This is a genomic window from Streptomyces sp. NBC_00775, assembly GCF_036347135.1.
GTDB lineage: Bacteria > Actinomycetota > Actinomycetes > Streptomycetales > Streptomycetaceae > Streptomyces > Streptomyces lutosisoli.
In genome coordinates this window covers 3,478,603-3,499,770 of sequence record NZ_CP108938.1, presented here as the reverse complement: position 1 = coordinate 3,499,770, position 21,168 = coordinate 3,478,603, and the positions used below count along the sequence as shown (strand labels likewise).

Annotated in this window: 15 protein-coding genes; 4 read left to right on the top strand and 11 right to left on the bottom strand. The window is 69.9% G+C overall.

Features of this window, described 5'->3' with window-relative positions; genetic code table 11:
- Window positions 1-107 precede the first annotated feature (107 nt).
- Window positions 108-1,799 carry an ABC transporter family substrate-binding protein gene (locus OIC96_RS15475; protein WP_330307269.1) on the top strand — a complete coding sequence of 564 codons (1,692 nt, stop codon included), beginning with the start codon at window positions 108-110 and terminating at the stop codon, window positions 1,797-1,799.
- A 60-nt stretch (window positions 1,800-1,859) separates the two neighbouring features.
- Here the strand turns inward: OIC96_RS15475 and glgX are convergent, their stop codons facing one another.
- From glgX to OIC96_RS15430, 9 genes are all read right to left on the bottom strand, one after another.
- Window positions 1,860-3,992 carry a glycogen debranching protein GlgX gene (gene glgX / locus OIC96_RS15470; protein WP_330307270.1) on the bottom strand — a complete coding sequence of 711 codons (2,133 nt, stop codon included), beginning with the start codon at window positions 3,990-3,992 and terminating at the stop codon, window positions 1,860-1,862.
- Between the two features lie 145 nt (window positions 3,993-4,137).
- Window positions 4,138-4,689, bottom strand: coding sequence for an SDR family oxidoreductase (locus OIC96_RS15465; RefSeq protein WP_330307271.1), 552 nt, complete (start codon window positions 4,687-4,689; stop codon window positions 4,138-4,140).
- 27 nt (window positions 4,690-4,716) lie between these two features.
- Window positions 4,717-6,057: an NDP-sugar synthase gene (locus OIC96_RS15460; RefSeq protein ID WP_330307272.1), complete on the bottom strand. Its 1,341-nt coding sequence runs from the start codon at window positions 6,055-6,057 to the stop codon at window positions 4,717-4,719.
- 188 nt (window positions 6,058-6,245) lie between these two features.
- Entirely contained in the window at window positions 6,246-10,052 is a 3,807-nt protein-coding gene (locus OIC96_RS15455; protein WP_330307273.1) for a multifunctional oxoglutarate decarboxylase/oxoglutarate dehydrogenase thiamine pyrophosphate-binding subunit/dihydrolipoyllysine-residue succinyltransferase subunit, read from the bottom strand.
- 292 nt (window positions 10,053-10,344) lie between these two features.
- Window positions 10,345-11,445, bottom strand: a complete 1,101-nt coding sequence (locus OIC96_RS15450; protein WP_330307274.1) for a HAMP domain-containing sensor histidine kinase — start codon at window positions 11,443-11,445, stop codon at window positions 10,345-10,347.
- Window positions 11,446-11,482: 37 nt separating this feature from the next.
- Entirely contained in the window at window positions 11,483-12,220 is a 738-nt protein-coding gene (locus OIC96_RS15445; protein ID WP_054236710.1) for a response regulator transcription factor, read from the bottom strand.
- A gap of 113 nt (window positions 12,221-12,333) precedes the next feature.
- Window positions 12,334-13,011, bottom strand: a complete 678-nt coding sequence (locus OIC96_RS15440) for a spermidine synthase (protein WP_330307275.1) — start codon at window positions 13,009-13,011, stop codon at window positions 12,334-12,336.
- A 61-nt stretch (window positions 13,012-13,072) separates the two neighbouring features.
- Window positions 13,073-14,818, bottom strand: coding sequence for a glycoside hydrolase family 3 protein (locus OIC96_RS15435; protein ID WP_330307276.1), 1,746 nt, complete (start codon window positions 14,816-14,818; stop codon window positions 13,073-13,075).
- A 41-nt stretch (window positions 14,819-14,859) separates the two neighbouring features.
- Entirely contained in the window at window positions 14,860-16,170 is a 1,311-nt protein-coding gene (locus OIC96_RS15430) for an MFS transporter (RefSeq protein ID WP_330307277.1), read from the bottom strand.
- A 203-nt stretch (window positions 16,171-16,373) separates the two neighbouring features.
- On the opposite strand from OIC96_RS15430, the gene OIC96_RS15425 reads away from it, so the two are divergent.
- Both OIC96_RS15425 and OIC96_RS15420 read left to right on the top strand, forming a co-directional pair.
- The gene (locus tag OIC96_RS15425; protein WP_330307278.1) at window positions 16,374-17,063 is read left to right on the top strand and encodes a TetR/AcrR family transcriptional regulator; all 690 of its coding nucleotides are present in this window, start codon (window positions 16,374-16,376) and stop codon (window positions 17,061-17,063) included.
- 169 nt (window positions 17,064-17,232) lie between these two features.
- Window positions 17,233-18,141 carry a rhomboid-like protein gene (locus tag OIC96_RS15420; RefSeq protein ID WP_330307279.1) on the top strand — a complete coding sequence of 303 codons (909 nt, stop codon included), beginning with the start codon at window positions 17,233-17,235 and terminating at the stop codon, window positions 18,139-18,141.
- A gap of 13 nt (window positions 18,142-18,154) precedes the next feature.
- Here the strand turns inward: OIC96_RS15420 and OIC96_RS15415 are convergent, their stop codons facing one another.
- Window positions 18,155-19,720, bottom strand: coding sequence for a sulfatase family protein (locus OIC96_RS15415; RefSeq protein ID WP_330307280.1), 1,566 nt, complete (start codon window positions 19,718-19,720; stop codon window positions 18,155-18,157).
- Between the two features lie 330 nt (window positions 19,721-20,050).
- Between OIC96_RS15415 and OIC96_RS15410 the strand changes: the two genes are divergently transcribed.
- On the top strand, window positions 20,051-20,494 hold the full coding sequence (locus OIC96_RS15410; protein WP_330307281.1) for a hypothetical protein: 444 nt from the start codon (window positions 20,051-20,053) through the stop codon (window positions 20,492-20,494).
- Here the strand turns inward: OIC96_RS15410 and OIC96_RS15405 are convergent.
- Complete coding sequence (locus OIC96_RS15405; RefSeq protein WP_330307282.1) at window positions 20,448-21,140, bottom strand: GNAT family N-acetyltransferase; 693 nt, start codon at window positions 21,138-21,140, stop codon at window positions 20,448-20,450. The genes OIC96_RS15410 and OIC96_RS15405 overlap by 47 nt on opposite strands.
- Window positions 21,141-21,168: the final 28 nt, after the last annotated feature.

The following is a 21,168-nucleotide window of genomic DNA, read 5'->3' as shown; positions in this document are numbered from 1 at the left end:
AGGAAGGTCGTCGGTTCATCGGCGTGACGCACGCCAATGCTATGGTCTCGGCACGTAAATCGGAGATCAGTTCGGGTAGTTGACGCTCTGTCAATCGGGGAGCTGGTGTGGCGCGTTTGCGGCGGTCCTGGGTCGCGTCCGGTCTCGTGATGCTGGCGCTGGTCTCCGGATGTACGTCGTCCGGCGGCGCACACCCCGACGGGGGAACCCCCACGAAGGCCGTCGAGTACGGCTCCCAGGACATCAACTCCCGCCCCGTGAACCAGCTGAAGCAGGGCGGCACCCTCACCCTCGCGAACCCGCAGTGGGTCACGCAGTACAACTTCAACCAGACCGACGGCGCCGTCGACCAGGTCGAGCAGATCGACAGCCTGGTGGAACCCGTCCTCTTCCGGCTGGACGCGAAGGGTGTCCCGCAGGCCGACCCGGACTACGTCACCTCGGCCGAACTCACCTCCACCTCCCCGCAGACCGTCACCTACCACCTGAACCCGAAGGCGCGCTGGTCGGACGGAAAACCGCTCTCGGTAAGGGACTTCGCGGCGCAGTGGCAGGCGCTCGGCCGCGGCGACGACCGGTTCGGCATCGCGGACCCGTCCGGATACGACCGGATCAAGGACGTACGCCAGGGCGCGGACGCGCACGAGGTGAAGGTCGTCTTCAGCACCCCGTACGCCGACTGGCAGCGGCTGTTCACCCCGCTCTTTCCGGCCCCGGCCACCGGCACCCCTGACCAGTTCAACAAGGGCTGGATCAACCGGATCCCGGTCACCGCGGGCCCCTTCAGGATCGATTCGATCGACCGCACGGCGCAGACCGTCACCGCCGTGCCCGACCCCGGATGGTGGGGCACCCCACCGCGCCTCGACAAGGTGATCTTCCGTACGCTGCTGCCCGACGCCGCCCAGCAGGCGTACCTCAACGGCGAGATCGACGCGGTCAACGCGGCGACGACGGAGGACTACGCGAAGCTGAAGGGCGCCAAGGACAGCGAGATCAGGACCGGTTCCGCCTGGGACGAGGTGCATGTCTCCCTCAACGGAGTGGGCGGTCCCCTGGCGGACATCGACGTCCGGCACGCGGTCCAACGAGCCGTCAGACGTGAGGCGTTGGCGCAGGTCGCCGCCGAGGGACTGCCCGTCGGCGTCCCGTTGCTCGGCAACCACATCTTCATGACCAACCAGCCCGGGTACGCCGACCACTCCTCGCCGTGGGGGACGTACGACCTCGACGAGGCGCGGCGCATCCTGGACAGCGCGGGCTGGAAGAGCCAGGGTGACGGCAAGCCGCGGGTCAAGGACGGCAAGGAGCTGCGGCTGCGGTTCGTGCTGAGCAACGCCACCAACCGCCTCGGCCTCGACCTCGCCCAGCTCATCCAGCAGATGCTCGCCCAGGCCGGCGTCGCCGTGGACATCACCAAGGTGCCGGCCAACGACTACGCCTCGAAGTACCTGTTCAAGGGCAACTTCGACATGGTGATCTTCCGTTTCACCGGACTCACCTATCCCGGGTCGACGGTGTCGATCTACCAGCAGCCGAAGGGCGAGCAGGCCTTCCTGAACTACGGCCGGGTCTCGGACGCCAAGCTGGACGGCCTGCTCAAGAAGGCCGCCGGAACCCTCGACCGCACCCGTGCCACCGAGCTCTACAACCAGGCCGACGCCGAGATCTGGCGGCTCGGCCACGACGTCGAGCTCTATCAGCGCCCCCAGGTGATGGCGGTGCGCAAGGGCCTCGCCAACTACGGGGTTCCGGGCCTCGGCAACATCGACTTCGCCAAGGTCGGCTGGGAACGGTAGACCTCCGGCGGCCGGGAGCGGTGAGCCCCCGGCCACTGACCTCTCCCTCGCCCTCCTCGGTCAGCGGGAGCCGTCCTTCTTGCCGTCCTTCTCGGGCTTCTCGGGCTTCTCCGGCAGGGAGGCGAGAAGGACCACGCTGCGGCCGTGCGCGTGCAGCGCGTGGCCGTCGACCGGCTTCTCCTTGCCGGCGGGCAGGATGTCGTGCGGTCCCCGGTGCGCCGTGTCCAGGACGTGGTGCCACCGGTGGCCACGGATCCGGGGCAGCTCGAAGTCCAGCCCCAGGTGGTACATGTTCAGGATCAGATGCAGATCGGGATCGTCCTCGAACCCGCCGAGCGTGCAGGCCAGGACACGGGCGTTGGTGTCCTCCCAGCCGGGCTGCTCCAGCCGGGTGCCGTGCCAGGTGACGTCGGGCAGCCCCCGTGTGTTGAGGTGCCCGTTGAAGAACCGCGGTTCGCGGAAGGTGCGGTAGCGCCCGCGCAGCTGGATGAGGCGGCGGGTGAAGTCCTTGGTCTCCTGTTCCTTCTCCGCCTGGTCCCAGTCCAGCCAGGACGTCGGGTTGTCCTGGCAGTACGCGTTGTTGTTGCCGCCCTGGCTGTTGCGGAACTCGTCGCCGGCCAGCAGCATCGGCACACCGCGGCTCAGCAGCAGCACGGACATGAGGTTCTTGATCTGCCGCACCCGGAGCCGCTCGATGTCGTGCTCCTCGCTGGGGCCCTCCACTCCGCAGTTCCAGCTGAAGTTCTCGCTGGCGCCGTCGGCCTCGGCCTCCCCGTTGGCGTAGTTGTGCTTGTGCTCGTACGACACCAGGTCGTTGAGGGTGAAGCCGTCGTGGCAGGTGATGAAGTTGATGCTGTTGGTGGGCAGTTCGTTCTGCGGCCCGAAGAGGTCCTCCGAGCCGCCGAGCCGCTTGGCGACCTCCCCGACGAGCCCGGCGTCACCGCGTACGAACCGGCGTACGTCGTCCCGGAACGGGCCGTTCCACTGCGCCCAGCGCTTCCCGGGGAAGCGGCCCACCTGGTACAGCCCGCCGCCGTCCCAGGGCTCCGCGATGATCTTCGTCTCGGCGAGCACCTTGGACAGCTCGATCGCCCACAGGACGGGCGGCACGGCCATCTCGTACCCCTTGTCGCCGCGCGAGAGCTCCGAGGCGAGGTCGAAGCGGAAGCCGTCGACGTGGTGCTCGGTGACCCAGTACTCCAGGCACTCGACGATGAACTTGGCCACGAAGGGATGGTTGGCGTTGACCGCGTTGCCACAGCCCGTGAAGTCCATGTAGTGACTGCGGTCCTGCGGCCACAGGTGGTAGTACGCCTCATTGGCCTGGCCGCGGAAGCTGATCGTCGGGCCGAACTCGTTGCCCTCGCTGGTGTGGTTGAAGACGACGTCGAGGATGACTTCGATGCCCGCCTGGTGGAAGGCCTTCACCATGTCCCTGAACTCGCTGATGTGCGTGTTCAGATGGGGCGAGGTGCAGTAGCCGGTGTGCGGGGCGAAGAAGCCGTACGGGTCGTAGCCCCAGTAGTTGGGCAGCTTGCTGCCGTCCGGCCCGGTACGCAGGATCTGCGTCTCGTCGAAGTCGAAGACCGGCAGTAACTCGACCGCGGTGATGCCGAGTTCCTTGAGGTACGGGATCTTCTCGACGACGCCGGAGAACGTGCCGGGGCTCGCCACCCGCGCGGTGGGCGACGCGGTCATGCCGCGCACATGCAGCTCGTACAGGACGGTGTCCGCCATCGGGAGCCGCAGCGGCCGGTCGCCCTCCCAGTCGTAGTCGTCGAGGTCGACGACCAGACTGCGCATGGAGTGCGCGACGTTGTCCTCCAGACCGATGGCGTACGTCCGCTCCCAGCGGCTGTTGATGTTGGCGCGGGCGTACGGGTCGAGCAGGACCTTGCGGTGGTCGAAGCGGGTGCCCGACTTGCTCGTGTCACGTGGCCCGTCCATGCGGTACGCGTAGACCTGTCCGGCGCCGACGCCCCTGACGTGGCAGTGCCAGAAGTGGAAGCTGCGGTGGGTCTCCGCGTGCAGCTGGATGGTCCGGGAGGGCTCGGGGTCGTCGCAGTGGTCGAAGAGCAGCAGGTCGACACGTGTCGCGTGCTCGGAGAAGACGGAGAAGTTGACGCCGTCCGCGTCCACGGTGCTGCCCAGCGGCTGCGGGCGTCCTGCGGTGATGTCCGGCGCCTCGGTCATGGTCTCTCCCCGGTCTCATGACGGGAATGCAGTGTCATCCCCGGTCATTTGCCTCGCTGATGTGCGGATGATCGGTGGCGCCGGTCCCTCTGGTCTCTTCGGTCTCTCTGGTCTCTGGTCCGTCCGGCCGTCTGCCCGCCCGCCCTCAGGCGAGGGCGCGCTCCGGCGCGGGCCGCCGTGTGCCGGGCCCGCCGAACAGTGCCTGGACGCAGGCCTCGGCGATGTCGTGTTCGGTGCGCAGGCCGGGGCGTACGACGGTGTAGGGCAGCCCCGAGGCGCGTACGGCGTCCTCGCCGGCCGGGGGGCGTCCGGTCAACCGCTCCTGGGTGGGCCCCGGGCTGTCCGGGCGGCTGACGAGAACGAACCGCGGACCGCCGGACACGGCGCCCCTCAGCAGCGTGTCGAGCGTGTTGACCACCCCGGACTCCGGGGTGCCCGCCGGGCCGCCGGACCCGCGGGAGCCGGGGCCCGGCTCCATCACGTAGACGACCGCCCCACAGCCGTACAGCGGGGTGCGCAGGGTCTCGGGCTCGCGCACATCACCCAGGAAGAACTGGGCGAGCGGCGGCAGATGGCGTCGGGCGCGCAGGGTGGCGCGGCCGATGACGCGGACGGTCTCGCCCCGCGCCATCAGCTTGCGCGTGACGAGCCGGCCGACTCCGCCGGTGCCGCCGATGACGGCGATCGGACTCTTCACGGAACTCTCCTGACGAGTGACGGGGCTTCATATCCACTGCAAGATGTCGTCCGAACTGGTGAGTTGTGTTCCCGTGGGCACCTTGGACAGGGCGGGAACGCGCAGCCGCGGATAGACGCTGACCCCGGAGAGCCGGGTCCCCGGCCACAGGTACGCGCCGTCCCCGACGGCCGTGTGCTGTTCGAGCCGGACCGGTGCGCGGCGGTCCGACTGCACCTGGGCCATCGGGCCGACGTACGAGTCGCTGATGCGCGCGTACGGGCCGATGACGGCGCCGTCTCCGACGACGGTCCGGTCGAGCCGCGCGCCCTCGGCGACATCGACGCCGTCGCCGATGTCCGTGTACCGGAGGTGGACGTCGGTGCCGATCTCCGCGTGGCGGCCGATGCGCACCCCGGGACCGAGGACGACGCTGCCCTCGGCGATCTTCTGGGCGAGGGTCGTGCCGGTCGCGCTGTCCTTGGTCCGCAGGCTCGTCTCGTGGATCCAGTACCGCGGATCGGCGCTGAGCGGATCGCCCAGCGCGCGGTTCACGTACGGATACAGGCCGTTCAGGGCCTCGCCGAGCGTGCCCAGGTAGTCGCCGATGCTGCCCAGGTCGCCCAGGCGCGCGATGGGTCCGACCGCTACCCGCTGATCGTGCCCGACCAGCCAGGGCAGCAGATCATGGCCCCAGTCCAGGCGCTGCTGGGCGAGGCGGATCAGCTCGGGGGTGCGGGCGGCGAGCCGCAGCCGCGCGCAGTCGATTAGATACATCCCGGCATTGGTGGGCAGGGTGTGCGGCCTTCGCGCGGGGCCGGTGCGGGGGAACTCCTCGTGGATACGGGCGAGTTGGGGCTTCTCCAGGAAGCCGGACACCAGCCCGTTCGCCGTGGTCCGCATGACCCCGTACTTCCCCGCGATCTCCTCGGGTGAGCGGGAGACGGCGGCCACCGTGACCACCGCGTCGGCCGTTTCATGGGTGGCGCGCAGCTCGTCGAGCGAGAAGTCGAACAGCGAGTCAACCGGCATGACAAGCGCGGACCCCGTGAGGTTCCACTGTTCGAGGTTGTGCAGCGTGGCGGCTCCCGACCCCACGTTGTACTGGTCGAAGCGGGCCCGTGAGTAGTCGATCTCGACGCCGTACCGCTCGCCGTGGCCCAGCACGAGCTTGATCTGGCTGCGGTTCTCCGCTCCCTGCGCCACCACGTAGAAACAGCGAATGCCCTGGTCACGGCAGGTCTCGACGATCCACTCGATGAGGGGTCTGCCGGCGAACGGGATGAGTGCCTTGCTGCGGATGTAGTCGGCGGACTGCAGGGTGATGGGCTTCGCCCGTTCCCCCCGGCCGCCGGCCAGGATGATGCCGACCGTGCTGTCGTCCCCCATCGCTGTCCTGTCTTCTCGACCGACTTACCGACAGGTCAATTTCAACAGCCGTAGTCATGTTCAGTCAAGTTAACTGTAAATAAGGCGGGCTGCCTCCGGATACGCCGAAGGGCCCGGCGCCGAGTCCTGATGACTCGGCGCCGGGCCCTTCGTACGTACAACCCGTCAGACTCCGTACAGACAGCCCGTCAGGCTTCGAACACCTCACGCACCAGCTGCTCCTGCTCCGCCTGGTGCCGCTTCGCGGAACCCACGGCGGGGGACGAGGACGCCGGGCGGGAGATACGGCGCAGGCGCTCGCCGTGCGGAACGTCCGCGCCGACCGCCAGGTCCAGGTGGTCGATCAGGTTGAGGGCGATGAAGGGCCACGCGCCCTGGTTCGCCGGCTCCTCCTGGGCCCACAGGTACTTCTCGGCGTTCGGGTACTTGGCGATCTCCGCCTGGAGCTCCGCACCCGCGAGCGGGTACAGGCGCTCGATGCGGATGATGGCCGTGTCGGTGACACCGCGCTTCTTCCGCTCGGCCTCGAGGTCGTAGTACAGCTTGCCGGCGCAGAAGACGACCCTGCGGACCGCCGCGGCGTCGACGATCGTGTCGTCGCCGATGACCGGACGGAACGCGCCCGTCGTGAACTCCTCCGTCTTCGAGGCCGCGGCCTTGAGGCGCAGCATCGACTTCGGGGTGAAGACCACCAGCGGCTTGTGGTGCGGGTTGTGCACCTGCCACCGCAGGAGGTGGAAGTAGTTCGACGGGAGCGTCGGCTGGGCGACCGTCATGTTGTTCTGCGCGCACAGCTGGAGGAAGCGCTCGATACGGGCCGAGGAGTGGTCCGGGCCCTGGCCCTCGTAGCCGTGCGGCAGGAGCAGGGTGACGCCGGACGTCTGGCCCCACTTCTGCTCGGCGGCCGAGATGTACTCGTCGACGACCGTCTGCGCGCCGTTGACGAAGTCGCCGAACTGCGCCTCCCACATCACGAGGGACTCGGGGCGGGCCAGCGAGTAGCCGTACTCGAAGCCCATGACCGCGTACTCGGAGAGCAGCGAGTCGTAGACGTTCAGGCGGGCCTGCTCGTCGGCGAGGTACTGGAGCGGGGTGTAGTCCTCGCCCGTGACCCGGTCGATCAGCACCGCGTGGCGCTGGCCGAAGGTGCCGCGGCGGGAGTCCTGGCCCGACAGACGGACCGGGGTGCCCTCAAGCAGCAGCGAGCCGATGGCGAGGGTCTCGCCCATGCCCCAGTCGATCGTGTCGTCCTCGATCATCGACGCCCGGCGCTGGAGCTGCGGCAGCAGCCGCGGGTGCACGGTGACGTGGTCGGGGATGTTGACCTGGGACTCGGCGATCCGCTTCACGACCTCCTGGGAGACCGCGGTCGGCACGGCGACCGGGAACTCCGGCTGGGTGTCGAGGACGGGTGCCTCGGCCGGCGCCGAGACGGCCTCGCGGACCTCGGTGAAGACCTTCTCCAGCTGGCCCTGGAAGTCCTGCAGTGCCTGCTCGGCCTCTTCCAGGGTGATGTCGCCGCGACCGATCAGGGACTCGGTGTAGAGCTTGCGCACCGAGCGCTTCTTGTCGATCAGGTCGTACATCAGCGGCTGCGTGAACGCCGGGTTGTCGGACTCGTTGTGACCGCGACGGCGGTAGCAGATGAGGTCGATCACGACGTCCTTGTTGAACGCCTGGCGGAACTCGAAGGCCAGGCGAGCGACGCGGACGACGGCCTCGGGGTCGTCGCCGTTCACGTGGAAGATCGGCGCCTCGATCATGCGGGCCACGTCGGTGGCGTACATGGAGGAGCGCGACGACTCCGGGGCGGCGGTGAAGCCGACCTGGTTGTTGATGACGATGTGGACCGTGCCGCCCGTGCGGTAGCCGCGCAGCTGCGACATGTTGAGCGTCTCGGCGACCACACCCTGGCCCGCGAAGGCCGCGTCACCGTGCAGGGCGACCGGCAGGACGGTGAAGTCCGTGCCGCCCTTGTTGATGATGTCCTGCTTGGCGCGGACGATGCCCTCGATGACCGGGTCGACCGTCTCCAGGTGGGACGGGTTGGCGGCCAGCGAGACCTTGATCTGCTCGCCGTCCAGGCCGGTGAAGGTGCCCTGGGCGCCCAGGTGGTACTTCACGTCGCCGGAGCCGTGCATCGACTTCGGGTCGAGGTTGCCCTCGAACTCGCGGAAGATCTGCGCGTACGACTTGCCGACGATGTTGGCGAGGACGTTCAGCCGGCCGCGGTGGGCCATGCCGATGACGACCTCGTCGAGACGGGATTCCGCCGCGCTGTCGATGACCGCGTCAAGGAGCGGGATGACGGACTCGCCGCCCTCCAGGCTGAAGCGCTTCTGGCCGACGTACTTCGTCTGCAGGAAGGTCTCGAAGGCCTCCGCCGCGTTCAGCCGGCGCAGGATGCGCAGCTGCTCCTCGCGCTCCGGCTTGGAGTGCGAGCGCTCGATCCGGTCCTGGATCCACTTGCGCTGCTTCGGGTCCTGGATGTGCATGAACTCGACGCCGGTGGTGCGGCAGTACGAGTCGCGCAGCACACCGAGGATGTCGCGCAGCTTCATCAGGGACTTGCCCGCGAAGCCGCCGACCGCGAACTCGCGCTCCAGGTCCCACAGGGTGAGCCCGTGCTCGGTGATGTCCAGGTCGGGGTGCTTGCGCTGGCGGTACTCCAGCGGGTCGGTGTCGGCCATGACGTGGCCGCGGACCCGGTAGGAGTGGATCAGCTCGAAGACACGGGCGGCCTTCGTGACGTCGTCGTCGTGGCTGGCGTCGATGTCCTTGAGCCAGCGGACCGGCTCGTACGGAATCCGCAGCGACTCGAAGATCTCGTCGAAGAAACCGCCCTCGCCGAGCAGCAGGTTCGCGACGATGCGCAGGAACTCGCCGGAGGCGGCGCCCTGGATCACCCGGTGGTCGTAGGTCGACGTGAGCGTCATGACCTTCGAGATGCCGAGCTTGTTCAGGGTGTCCTGGGAGGTGCCCTGGAACTCCGCCGGGTAGTCCATGGAGCCGACGCCCATGATGACCGACTGGCCGGGCATCAGACGCGGGACCGAGTGGACGGTGCCGAGGCCGCCGGGGTTGGTCAGGGAGACCGTGACACCGGTGAAGTCGTCCATCGTCAGCTTGCCGTCACGGGCGCGGCGGACGATGTCCTCGTAGGCCTGCCAGAACTCGAAGAAGTTCAGCGTCTCGGCCTTCTTGATGCCCGCGACGACCAGCTGGCGGTCGCCGTTGGGCTTCACCAGGTCGATGGCGAGGCCGAAGTTGACGTGCTCCGGCTTGACCAGGGTCGGCTTGCCGTCCTTCTCCTGGAAGGAGTAGTTCATCGACGGCATGGCCTTGATGGCCTGCACCATCGCGTAGCCGATGAGGTGGGTGAAGGAGATCTTCCCGCCCCGGGCGCGCTTCAGGTGGTTGTTGATGACGATGCGGTTGTCGAAGAGCAGCTTCACCGGGACCGCGCGGACGGACGTGGCCGTCGGCACCTCGATCGAGGCGTTCATGTTCTTCGCGACCGCGGCGGCGGGGCCGCGCAGCGTCACGAACTCGGGACCGGCCGGGGCCTGGGTCGCGGGCGCGGCCTGCGGCTTGGCGGCGGCCGGAGCGGCCTTCGCGGGAGCCGGGGCGGCGGCGACGGGCTTCGGGGCCACCGGAGCCGGCGCTGCGGCCGGAGGAGCGGCCTGAACCGGAGCCGGGGGGGCCACGGGCGCCACAGGGGCGGCCGGAGCGGCAGGCGCGGCCGGAGCCGCCGGGGTGGTCCCTGCGGCCCCCGCGGCCGCAGTACCCGCCGGAGCCGGGGCGGCAGCCGCTCCGGGCTTGTAATCGGCGAAGAAGTCCCACCAGGCGCGGTCTACCGAATTCGGGTCCTGGAGGTACTGCTGATAGATCTCGTCGACGAGCCACTCATTGGCGCCGAACGCAGCCGTGGGATTCTTCCCGGCTTGATCGGTGTCGGTCGAGATGCTCGAGTTACTGGGGGACTGTGGCGACACGGCGGCAACCGCCCTCTTCCGCTTCACAAGGTGATGGACAGCGGGAATAAAGGCTACGCCTCCCTGGCCGAGAAGGTCAGGCCGGGCCTGTCCAACGTCGCGTAAGTCACATCGGAAAGCGTGTTTCGGCTGTGGAAATGGCGGGAAACAAGCGGGGTTCCGCCCCGGAATGGGTACGTCGATCGGGGGTCGCGGCACGATTCACGCGGCCCACTGCCTGTTGGGAGCCTGATCACACGTGTCCGCCAGTGGCGACACCGGTGGATCTTGTGGCTCCGGTCCGAACTTTACGTCAACTTGGCAGAGAAGGAAGCCCCGGAAGGATGACCTGGATCCGGCAACCCCGCTGGGATTCGGCCACCCCGATCCGGCCGCCGTGCAGATCGACCGCCCAGCGCGCGATGGCCAGGCCCAGCCCCGTACCGCCGTCGCTGCCCGGACCGTGCGGCGAGGGCACCCCGCCCCGGTTGAACCGCTCGAAGACCCGGTGCCACTCCGACTTCGGAATGCCGGGCCCCTCGTCCAGGACCTCCAGGGCCAGTGACTCCGGGTAGGCGCCCCGCCGTGCCTTCACCGTCACCCGGCCGTGCGGCGGGCTGTGCTTGACCGCGTTGTCGATGAGATTGGCGACGACCTGGTGGATCCGCTCCGGGTCCGCGAGCGCCGTCAGCTCGGGCGGGGACACGTCGAGGTGCAGATGGACGTCGGTGCGGGTGTGGCTGCCGGAGCCCGAGGCGATGCCCGCGCGCGCGGAGGCGACCATGTTGGCCTCCTTGAGCACGCCGGAGAGATAGGGCCAGACCTCGAAACGCCGCTTGCGCAGCGGTACGACGCCGTTGTCCAGCCTGGACAGGTCAAGGAGGGTCTCCACGAGCCGTCCGAGCCGCTCCGTCTGCTTCAGGGCCGTACGCATCGTCTCGGGGTCGGCGGCGGAGACACCGTCCACGACGTTCTCCAGGACCGCGCGCAGGCCCGCGATGGGGGTGCGCAGCTCGTGCGAGACATTCGCCACGAGCTCCTTGCGCTGGCGGTCCTGGGCCTCCAGCTCGTCGGCCATGAGGTTGATCGTCTCGGCCAGGTCGCCCAGCTCGTCGCGGCGGCTGTCGCTCACCCGGCGCGTGTAGTCGCCGTGCGAGATGGACCGGGCCACCGCGTTCATCTCGTCCAGCGGGGCGGTGAGCGAATGGGCCACGAACTGCGTTATCAGCAGTGTGGCGATCATCGAGAAGACCGTGATGAAGCGGAGCTCTGTCTCGGTGCGCACCGCGATCATCAGCAGACCGGTGGTGATGAAGACCGAGACGACGACCAGGAAGCCCAGCTTCGTCTTGATCGAGAAGGGGCGTACGCCGCCCCAGGGGTTGTCGCTCTTGCGTGTCCCGAACCCGCTCATCACATCAGCCCCCTCAGAGTCCCGACGAAGGCCCGGCTCAGGGAGTCGGGGTCTCCAGCGCATAGCCCACGCCGTGGACCGTGCGGATCCGCTCGGCGCCGATCTTCCGGCGCAGCGCCTTGATGTGGCTGTCCACGGTCCGGGTACCGGAGGCGTCCGCCCAGTCCCACACCTCGGCGAGCAGCTGTTCGCGCGAGAGTACGGCACGCGGAGTGTTCGCGAGGCAGACAAGGAGGTCGAACTCGGTGGGAGTGAGATGCACGTCCTCGCTCCGCACCCGCACCCGGCGCTGCGCGTGGTCGATCTCCAGCTCGCCGAGCCGCAGGATCCCGCTGCGCGGAGTCGAGGCGGCCACGACGGCACGCTCCACCCGGCGCAGCAGGACGTGCACGCGGGCGGCCAGCTCACGCATCGAGAATGGCTTGGTCATGTAGTCGTCGGCGCCGACACCGAGCCCGACCAGCATGTCGGTCTCGTCGTCGCGCGCGGTGAGCATCAGCACCGGCACCGGGCGCTGGGCCTGCACGCGGCGGCAGACCTCCAGGCCGTCGAAGCCGGGCAGCATGATGTCGAGGATCAGCAGGTCGGGCTGCCAGGCCTCGGCGGTGTCGACGGCGGCCGGGCCGTCGCCCGCGGTTTGCACCAGGAATCCCTCGGCGCGCAGGCGGGCCGCGATGGCGTCGACGATTGTCGGGTCGTCCTCGACCACCAGTACCCGCCGCTGAGCGCCAGGCGTCGCCGCCGTGCCGTTGTGGGAGGTGTGTGTCTGCTCCATCGCCCGCCCCTGAGGTGTGCTTTCCGGAATCCGTGGGGTGATCCCATGACTGCGCTTGACGCTTGAATGATCCGCGTCAGGGAAGCAGGGTACGGGCAGTCACCGTGCCTCGGCTATCCAGGTCTGACTGCGAGGTGTACGACGTCCGGAACGCCCCGGGCAACCGGGATCTCTTCGGTACGCACCCCCTGGAACCCGGCATTCCGCAAGGTTCCTTCAAATTCCGGAGAGGGCTGTGCGGACCACACCGCGAGTACCCCGCCGGGCCTCAACGCCCTTGCGCAGCTTGCCAGTCCGGCCTTCGAGTACAGGCCCTGATTGCCCTCGGTGACCGTCCAGCCGGGTCCGTTGTCGATGTCGAGACACAGCGCGTCGTACGTGTCGGAAGTCTCATTGACGTACGCGACCAGATCCGCTGCGACGATCTCGGTGCGCGGATCGGCGAGGGCGCCCGCGGAGAGCTCGGCGAGCGGCCCGCCGCGATGCCAGTCGATGACGGCCTGTTCGCGCTCGACCACCGTGATGCGCCCCCATCGGGGGTCCGCGGCGGCGTGCGCGAGTGAGAACCCGACGCCGAGCCCCCCGATCAGCACGCTCGGCGCCGCGCGCCCGTCCAGCGCGTTGTACGCGGCGTCGACGAGCAGCCGTTCCGAGCGGCCGTCGGAGGTGTCCATCAGGAAGCAGCCGTTGGCGATGATCTGCAACAGCGCGCCGTGGCGCCGCAGCACGACCTCGCCGTACGGGCCCTCCCGGCGATCGATGACCACAGGAATGTCGTACGAGGCAGTCATGGCCCCCATCCTGGCAGTTTCGCCAGGACGGGCACCCGAATTACATCGACTTACTTCGACTTCAGAGCTCGATCCCGTGCCCGCAGGGGAACACCGGATCCACCGTGTCGTTGGGCACGTCCGGCCGGGAGGCCTCCACCGCCGCCATGGAGCGCGGCAGTTCGAACGGCAGGCGTCCCTCGGCCCGCGCCCGTCCGAAGGCGACGTCGAGAAGGGCCGCGTCGCTCGCGCCGTAGTCGGCGACCAGGGCGGCCGCCTTCGCGGCGATCTCGGGGAGGACGGCGGGCCGCTCCAGGTTGACGCACACCAGCGTGGGCGTCGTGTCGAGCAGCCGCAGGATCTCCTTCAACTCCTCCTCGGGGAAGGCGAGCGAACCCGCGTGGAAGAACGACTCGAAGGTGCCGGGCCGTTGCTCGTAGGGGGTGCCCAACCGCAGTACGGCCACGTCCGCTTCGGCCGGGTCGGCGACGACATTGCCGTACGCCGCCGCCGTCTGCTCGCTCACGCCCTGGACGTAGAGGTTCGGGCGGCCGGTCAGCGGCAGCAGGGTGCGGTTGGTCAGGACGGTGAGGGAGCGGCGCTGGGCGGCCTCACCAAGGGCGGTGAATTCACTCGCGCCCACGATCTCCTCGGCTTTGTCCACGTCGACGTACGGGTTCTCGAAGAGCCCGAGGACGAACTTCTCGCGCAGCAGCCGCCGTACGGACGTGTCGATCCGCTCCTCGGAGATACGGCCGGAGCGGACCAGGTCCACGATCAGCTCCGGGCACTGCTCGCCGCCGAACTGGTCGGTGCCCGCGTCCAGCGCCTTCGCCGCGCGCTCGGCGACGCTCAGGTGCTCGACGCCCCAGGCGCGGGCGGCGGCCGGTTCGCCGAGGATCTCGGCGTCGTTGAGCAGGCCCCAGTCGGTGCAGACGATCCCCTCGAAGCCGAGGCGCTCGCGCAGCAGGCCGGTCAGGACGTCCTTGTTGAAGCCGAAGCCGACCTCCTCCCAGTCGGTGCCGACGGGCTGGCCGTAGTACGGCATCATCTGCGAACAGCCGGCTTCGATCGCGGCCTTGAAGGGTTCCAGGTGGTAGTCGCGCAGGCCGCCCGGGTAGACCTGCTCCTTGCCGTGCGGGAAGTGCGGGTCCTCGCCGTCCTTCTGCGGGCCGCCGCCCGGGAAGTGCTTGACCATGGCGGCGACGGACTCCGGGCCGAGCTGTGGGCCTTGGAGGCCGCGGATGTACGCCCGTACCAACTCGCTTGAGAGATCGGCGCTGGAACCGAACGTGCCCGACTGCCGTGACCAGCGAGGCTCCGTCGCCAGGTCGATCTGCGGGTGCAGCGCGACCCGGAAGCCGACCGCCAGGTACTCGCGGCGGACCGTGTCCGCGAACCGCTCCACCAGCTCCGCGTCCCCGATCGCGGCCAGACCCAGTGGCTCGGGCCACGCCGAGAAGTCCCCGGCCAGGAAAGAGGCGCCCGGGTTTTCGGTGAACGCGTGGCGTGGGTCGGTGGAGAGGGTGAGCGGGATGCCGAGCCGGGTGCTCGCGGCGAGCCCCTGGACGCGATTGACCCACGTGGCCATCTCGCGGGCGCTGCCCTGGCCGATCAGGTTGAAGTGGGTCAACTGCCGCTCGGCGACCAGCTCGGTGGTGCCGCACTGGAGGAACGTGCCCTCCTCGGCGAGGGTTCCGCCGGGGCCCATGCTGAGCATCGTGTGGAAGAGCTGGCCCGCCTTCTCCTCCAGGGTCATCCGGGAGAGCAGGTCTTCGACGCGCTCGTCGACGGGGCGGTGCGGATCGCGGTAGGTGGGCGTGGTCATCCCGGGTTCCTTGCTTCCTTCGTACGAGGGCTATACGGGGGCTACTTGACGGAGCGGACGAACTGGACGGCGAGGGCGCCCAGCACGGCGGCGACCGCGCCGAAGAGGAACAGCGCGCCGTAGTTGCCGCCGCCGCCGATCGCGAGGAAGGCGGGGGCGACCATGGGGACGAGGGACTGGGGGAGGGCGTTGCCGATGTTCAGGACGCCCATGTCCTTGGCGGACTCCTCGGGGTTGGGGAGGACCGCGGCGGCGAGCGCCATGTCCACGGAGAGGTAGAGGCCCTGGCCGGCGCCGAAGACGGCCAGCGCGGCGACGTACATCCCGAAGCCCTGTGCGGAGGCGATCATCGCCAGGCTGAGCGCCATGATCAGCGAGGAGCCCAGGACGTACGGCTTGCGGCGGCCGGAGCGGTCGGAGAGCTGGCCGCCGAGGAGCGAGCCCACGACGGTGGTGGCGACCATGACGAGGGTGCCGACGAGGACCTTCTGGGTGACCTGGTCGTCGTCGTAGCCGAGGCGGTCCATCAGGAAGTACACCTGGTAGCTGGTGACGCAGGCGGCGCCCGTGAAGACCAGGAAGCGGCCGGCGAAGTTCCACGCGAAGTCGGGGTGCCTGCGCGGGTTGACCCAGAAGCTGCGGGCGAACTCCTTGACGCTGTACGGCTCGAAGGCGCCGGTCCGGGCCGGGCGGTCCGGCATCGTCACGGCGAGCAGGGCGACCGCGCCCAGGCCGATGACGCCGGGTACCAGGAAGGCGAGTGCCATCGAGCCGCTGAACACCTGGGCCAGCACCGAGCCCCCGATCATCGACAGGGAGGTCGTGACGCCGATGACTCCGGAGACGCGGGCCTGCTGCTGGGGCGGGATCAGGTCCGGGACGCAGGAGGTCAGCGCGGCCAGGGTGGCGTTGATGCCGAGTTGGGCGAGGGCCCAGCCGAGCATCAGTACCGGCACGTTGCCGCCCAGGGCGACGACCATGAGCCCGGCGACGCCGACGGCCATGCCGCCGATCAGCCAGGGGCGGCGGCGGCCGAAGCGGCTGGTGGTGCGGTCGGAGAGGGCGCCGAAGACCGGGTTGCCGAGCATCGCGAGCAGTGCTCCGACCGACAGCACCTGGCCGAGGGCGGAGCCGCGGTCGCCCTCCGGGACGATCTGGCTGACCCGGAGGGCGAGGGTGACCATCACCGGGGTGAGGACGGCGAGGTAGGCGCCGAACTGGGCGAAGGCGAGGGTGAGGATGAGCTTGGCGGGGGCGTTCTCCGCGGTCGCGGGGGCCTCGGGGGAAGGCGTGTCCTGCGCGGGGAGCTCGGGCGAGCGGGCACCGAGCGAGGCGTCTGGCGTGACGGCCATGGCGGCTCTCCATGGGGACGTGGGCGGCTTCCTTGCCGCTCCGGCGCCCCTAGGGAAACAGCAAAACCGAGTAGGTACTAGGTTTTGTGCGCGTGGCCAGAATCACGCTGCACATGGCTTGAAAAAGGGTCCTGGTTGACTCGTGTAACCGGCGGTCAGTGGCGCCCGGAAAAGGCCACCGCGCGCGGGCTATGGTGGCGGGCATGGCGCAGAACGAGAGGTCGAGCGAGAGGTCGAGCGAGAGGTCACCGGGGCGGAAGACCGCGTCCGCCGGCAGGGGCACGTACGCCGTGGGCGACGAGCGCCGCTCGCGGATCCTCGACGCCGCCGTGGAGCACTTCGCCCAATGGGGCTTCCACGCCTCCTCGCTGGCCCGCATCGCCAAGGACGTCGGCATCACCCAGGGCGGGCTGCTGCACCACTTCCGCAGCAAGGAGGACCTGCTCGTGCAGGTACTCGCGCGCGCCGACGAGAACGACAAGGAGAAGTTCTTCTCCCACGAGTTCGTCTCGGCCGTCGAGTGCTACGCGTGCCTGGTCCGGCTCGCCGAGTACAACAGCACACGGTTCGGCCGGACACGCATGTTCAACGTCCTCGCCGCCGAGGCCGGCGACCCCGGACACCCGGCGCACGCGTACTTCACCCGGCGGTACACGGACCTCGTCGAGCACATGTCCGGCCCGCTGCGGCAGGCCGTCGAGAGCGGGGAACTGAAGCCCGGCACCGACATCGTGGCGGTGTCGCAGGAGACCGCCGCCGTCATGGACGGCCTCCAGGTCCAGTGGGTGCTCGACCCGAAGGGCTTCGACATGGTCGGACGCTTCCGCGCGTACGCCGACCGGCTCCTGCGGTCGATCACCGTCGACGGACGGGGACTTCCCGCGGACGTCTGAGGATCTGCGGACGCCTGACGAACTGCGGACGCCCGACGAACTGCGGACGTCCGACGACCTTCTGAGGTTGTCTCTGGAATTCCTATGAATACCCCCGTGCGTGGCGTCGGTCATAGACAGCGACGCGTGGGACACGAAGGGTGGGGTGCAACGGAAGGAGCGCCTCACCGTGGACCGGAGCACCACCGTTCAGGCCGACGTCACGCTCACCGACCCGGAGACGGGTGCGCCCCTGCTGGACGGGTTGCCCCGACAGCGCGGCGGCCCCGTCACCGCGCCCGTCCACCGGGCGACGACGGCACCGGCACCGGCTCCGGACGCGACGCCCGAACCGGCCACCACCGGCGTTCCCGCCGCCCCCCGCGCCCGCGCCCGGCTCCGTGCCGTCCGCCCCTGGCGCCTGTTCCCCACCCCCACCGGGACCCCCTTCACCTTCGGGTACGCGGCTGTCCTCGTCGTCACCTCGGTCATCGCCGACCACGCCGACCCCTCCGTCGTACACGCGCTGCACCAGGGATCCAGCACGGACGTCGCCCACCTCGTACAGAACCCGGTGCTGGTGCTGATCGCGAGTGCGCTGTGGATCGCGGGCGGCATCACCTCGCCCTACGCGATCGGGTTCCTCCTCGTCCTCACCGCGCTGGAGCGGCGGATAGGCGGGCTGCGGACGGCCGGTGTGTTCCTGCTCGGCCATGTGGTCGCGACCCTGGCCACCGAAGTGCCGGTCGGGCTCTCGGTGCTGGCCGGCCATCTGCCCGACAGCTCCCTGCACCGCCTCGACTACGGCATCAGCTTCGGTGTCGCCGCGAGCATCGGCGCGCTCGCGGGACTGCTGTCGCCGTGGCTGCGCTGGCCGGTCCTGACCGGCTTCGGCGCGATGCTCGTCGGTGACCTGTTCACGTTCGCGGACCCGATGACGGACTGGGGGCACCTGATGTCTCTGGCCATCGGGATCTCGACATGGCCGCTGGTACGGCGCTGGCGGGCGGCGCGCGGTGCCGCCCGGACGGCGCGGACCGCCGGCCGGGAGGCCGGTCACGGGGCGGCGGCGCCCTGCCTCGGAACCACGGCCCCGTAACCGCTCCCGCCGGTCAGCCGCTCCGGGCCGCCGTGAGGCGCCGGGCCAGCTCCGGGATGCCAAGTCGCCGCTCCTGCGCGGCGGTTGCCCCATGGAGCCGGTTCGTGAGCTGGTACGGGTCGGCGCGCAGGTCGTAGTACTCGCGGAAGGTGACCTCGCCGCTGTTCGTACCACCGGAGTTCGCGCCACCGGAGTCCGTGCCCGCGCTGATCGCGCCGGAGGGCAGCCGGCCGTCCCGGTCGAGGCGGAGGCGGTAGTACTCCGTGTACTGCTCGGTCTTGCCGACGTACGTCGCCCAGCTGTGGATCGGCTGCTTGTCCTGGCGGTTCCACCACCACTCGGCGAGCAGATGATCGCGGTCGTTCGTGCCGAGCAGCGAGTGCCCGTCGTGCGGGGTGTCCGGCTTGATCCCGGCCGCGTCGAGCAGCGTGGGCGCGATGTCGACGTGGCCGACGAGCCGGTCGTCGGTCCTGGCCGTGCCGAGCTTGCCGGCCGGCCAGGACAGGTAGAACGGCACCTCCAGGCTCGGCCGGTATGGCACCGACTTGCGCAGCCAGCCGTGGTCGCCCCAGAGGAGGCCGTGGTCGCTGGTGTACAGCACCAGGGTGTTGTCCAGCTGCCCCAGCGCGCGCAGCTTGTCGCGGAAGTCCCGCATCGCGTCGTCGACGGACAGCAGGGTGCGCAACTGCCGCGCCCGCAGGGCCTGTCCGTCGGCGAGCGAGTGCCGTGCCGCGCCGCCGCGCAGGAACGGCGGCTTGTCGCTCTTGTCGTCCTCGAAGACGGACGGCCGCCCCTCCCACTCCGGGACCCGGATCCCGTCGTACTTCTTCTCCGGGATGTTCAGCTCGTGCGCCGCGCGCGTGGCGACATACGCGAACCACGGGCGCTCGTCGCCCCGGGAACCCTCCATGAAGGCGAGGGTCCGGTTCTTGATGACGGTGGTGTTGTAGCCGGGGATGTTCCGGACGGTCCCGTTGTCGTTGTAGTGGCCGTTGTAGTACCGGACCGGCTCCTGGAGCAGCCACTCGTCGAAGTGCGGCGGATTCACGCCCGTACGCCAGTAGTTGAGGTACTTCCCGAACAGGCCCGTGCGGTACCCGGCCTCGTGCAACTGCCGCTGCACGGTGGTGTTCTGGTCGAGGCGCTCGGGGTGGCGGGTGTCGAGGACGCCGTGGTTGTGGGCGTAACGGCCCGACATGATCGACGCCCGCGACGGCGCGCAGAGCGGGGTGTTGGCGTGCGCCCGCTCGAAGGTCACGCCGTGTTCGCCGAGCCAGTCGAGGGTCTGCGGGGTCGCCCACTCGGTCTGCTTGGGCTGGTCGTCGGTGACCACGACGAGGATGTTGGGGCTGCCGGGGGCCGGCGTGCGCCTTGGTGTCGGTGATGCCGGGGGCGTGGTGGCCGGGGCCCGGCTGACGGCAGGCGCCACGGTGCGCGTCACCCGCGTCTCGCCCTCGGCCCCGCTGCCGCCCCCCGTCGCCGCCCGGACCGCGGCCACGCCGACGCCCGCCGCCACCACGGCCCCGGCCCCGGCGATCACCCCGCGCCGTCCCGGCCGCCCCCGCTGCTCGTCGCCCATATCGTCCCCCATGTTCCCGTTCGCCCCGCCTTGCCGTCCCCGTTGGCTGTGAATGCGCTTGCAGTTTGCAGGCGTTGCCTGTGAATGCCGTTGCGGTCGTGTAGCAGTGCCGCTGCGAAGCCATGGCGATCCCCGGCCGGACGCCCGCCGGGTGTGGACCCTCTGGCAGGAACAAAGGTTTCCGGCGACGTGCGTGGGTGGTGTGCGGGGCGATGAGTGGCCGACGCGCGCTTCCATGCGCTCTGCCCCGCACGGACTCGGACCGCAAGGCTGTCTGGCCCGAGCGGGCGCCCGATGCGGGCGGCCACCGGTCGAGGGGACGGAGAAGCCGTGGACGAGGAGGTAAGGATCGAGGTCGGGCGGGACATGGCGGGACAGATAGCCGTCGGACGCCACCTCATCCAGCTTTCGGGTGCGCACTCGTCGGTGACTCTGATCCAGCGGGAACAGCTGCCCCGTCCCGTTCCGCGGGAGGACATGACGCTGCTGCCCAGACCTGCCGAGGAGCTGGGCGAACTGCTGGATGCCGCGCCCGCCGCCACGTACCTCGTGGCCTGCACGGACCGCACGCTGTGGGGCGAGGGCACGGCGAAGCGGCTGCGCGGACTGGGCCCGGCGGACAGCGTCGAACTGTTGGAGCGCGCGCTGGACCGTGACCTGGACACGGCCGAGCTGCGGACCGCCAGGACACTGCGGCAGCTGACGGAGGGCACCCCGCTGCGTCTGCTCAACGCGGCGGCCGCGGTTCACCGGGCCGGCGGCCCACCCCGGTGAACCGCGCACTCGTCAGCGCCGCCTCCACCCGCCATCCCAGGGACTCGTACAGCGCCCGCCCCTCCGGCGTCCCCGCCAGGACGCCGGTCTCCGCGCCCCGCGCCACCGCCGCCCGCGCGAGGGTGCCCATGACCAGGCGGCCGAGCCCCCGCCGCCGGTGCCGCTCCGCCGTCTCGATCTGGTCGACGACCGCCGTCTCGCCGGTCGGGGCGATCTGGCCGCGCGCGGCCCAGGAACCGTCCGGCGCCGCGACCAGGACGCGGGTGACGCCGCCGCGCGACCAGGTACGCAGCCGGTAGCCGTCGGGGGCGGCCCCCTCGGTGGCGGCGCCCTGTGACGGGCGGGCCAAGGGCACCGACATCAGGTACCCCGGCTCAGGGTCGATCCACCACCCCTCGCCGAGCCAGGCCCCCACGGTCGACGGCTCCGCGAAGACCTTGAGCCACACGCCGGCCCCGGTCACCCCCTCCGCGACCTTCCGGACCGCCGCCTCCTCGACCTCGTCGTTCGTCGCCCCGAAGACATGCCGGGTGACGTGCTCCGCCTGCCCCACGTCGACGGTGTACCCCCACGGCTCGACCACCGGGGGAGCCGCCCCGCGGGAGAGGACCCACCCGTCCACCCAGGCCCGCACGATCTTGTCCATCACGACCCCCTGTAGCCCATGTAATAGT

What these genes read in the sequence shown, in the direction of transcription:
- glgX (WP_330307270.1), bottom strand. Translation starts at nt 3,992, where the DNA reads ATGACCGAGGCGCCGGACATCACCGCAGGACGCCCGCAGCCGCTGGGC.
- OIC96_RS15460 (WP_330307272.1), bottom strand. Translation starts at nt 6,057, where the DNA reads ATGGGGGACGACAGCACGGTCGGCATCATCCTGGCCGGCGGCCGGGGG.
- OIC96_RS15450 (WP_330307274.1), bottom strand. Translation starts at nt 11,445, where the DNA reads ATGAGCGGGTTCGGGACACGCAAGAGCGACAACCCCTGGGGCGGCGTA.
- OIC96_RS15445 (WP_054236710.1), bottom strand. Translation starts at nt 12,220, where the DNA reads ATGGAGCAGACACACACCTCCCACAACGGCACGGCGGCGACGCCTGGC.
- OIC96_RS15440 (WP_330307275.1), bottom strand. Translation starts at nt 13,011, where the DNA reads ATGACTGCCTCGTACGACATTCCTGTGGTCATCGATCGCCGGGAGGGC.
- OIC96_RS15435 (WP_330307276.1), bottom strand. Translation starts at nt 14,818, where the DNA reads ATGACCACGCCCACCTACCGCGATCCGCACCGCCCCGTCGACGAGCGC.
- OIC96_RS15430 (WP_330307277.1), bottom strand. Translation starts at nt 16,170, where the DNA reads ATGGCCGTCACGCCAGACGCCTCGCTCGGTGCCCGCTCGCCCGAGCTC.
- OIC96_RS15425 (WP_330307278.1), top strand. Translation starts at nt 16,374, where the DNA reads ATGGCGCAGAACGAGAGGTCGAGCGAGAGGTCGAGCGAGAGGTCACCG.
- OIC96_RS15415 (WP_330307280.1), bottom strand. Translation starts at nt 19,720, where the DNA reads ATGGGCGACGAGCAGCGGGGGCGGCCGGGACGGCGCGGGGTGATCGCC.
- OIC96_RS15405 (WP_330307282.1), bottom strand. Translation starts at nt 21,140, where the DNA reads ATGGACAAGATCGTGCGGGCCTGGGTGGACGGGTGGGTCCTCTCCCGC.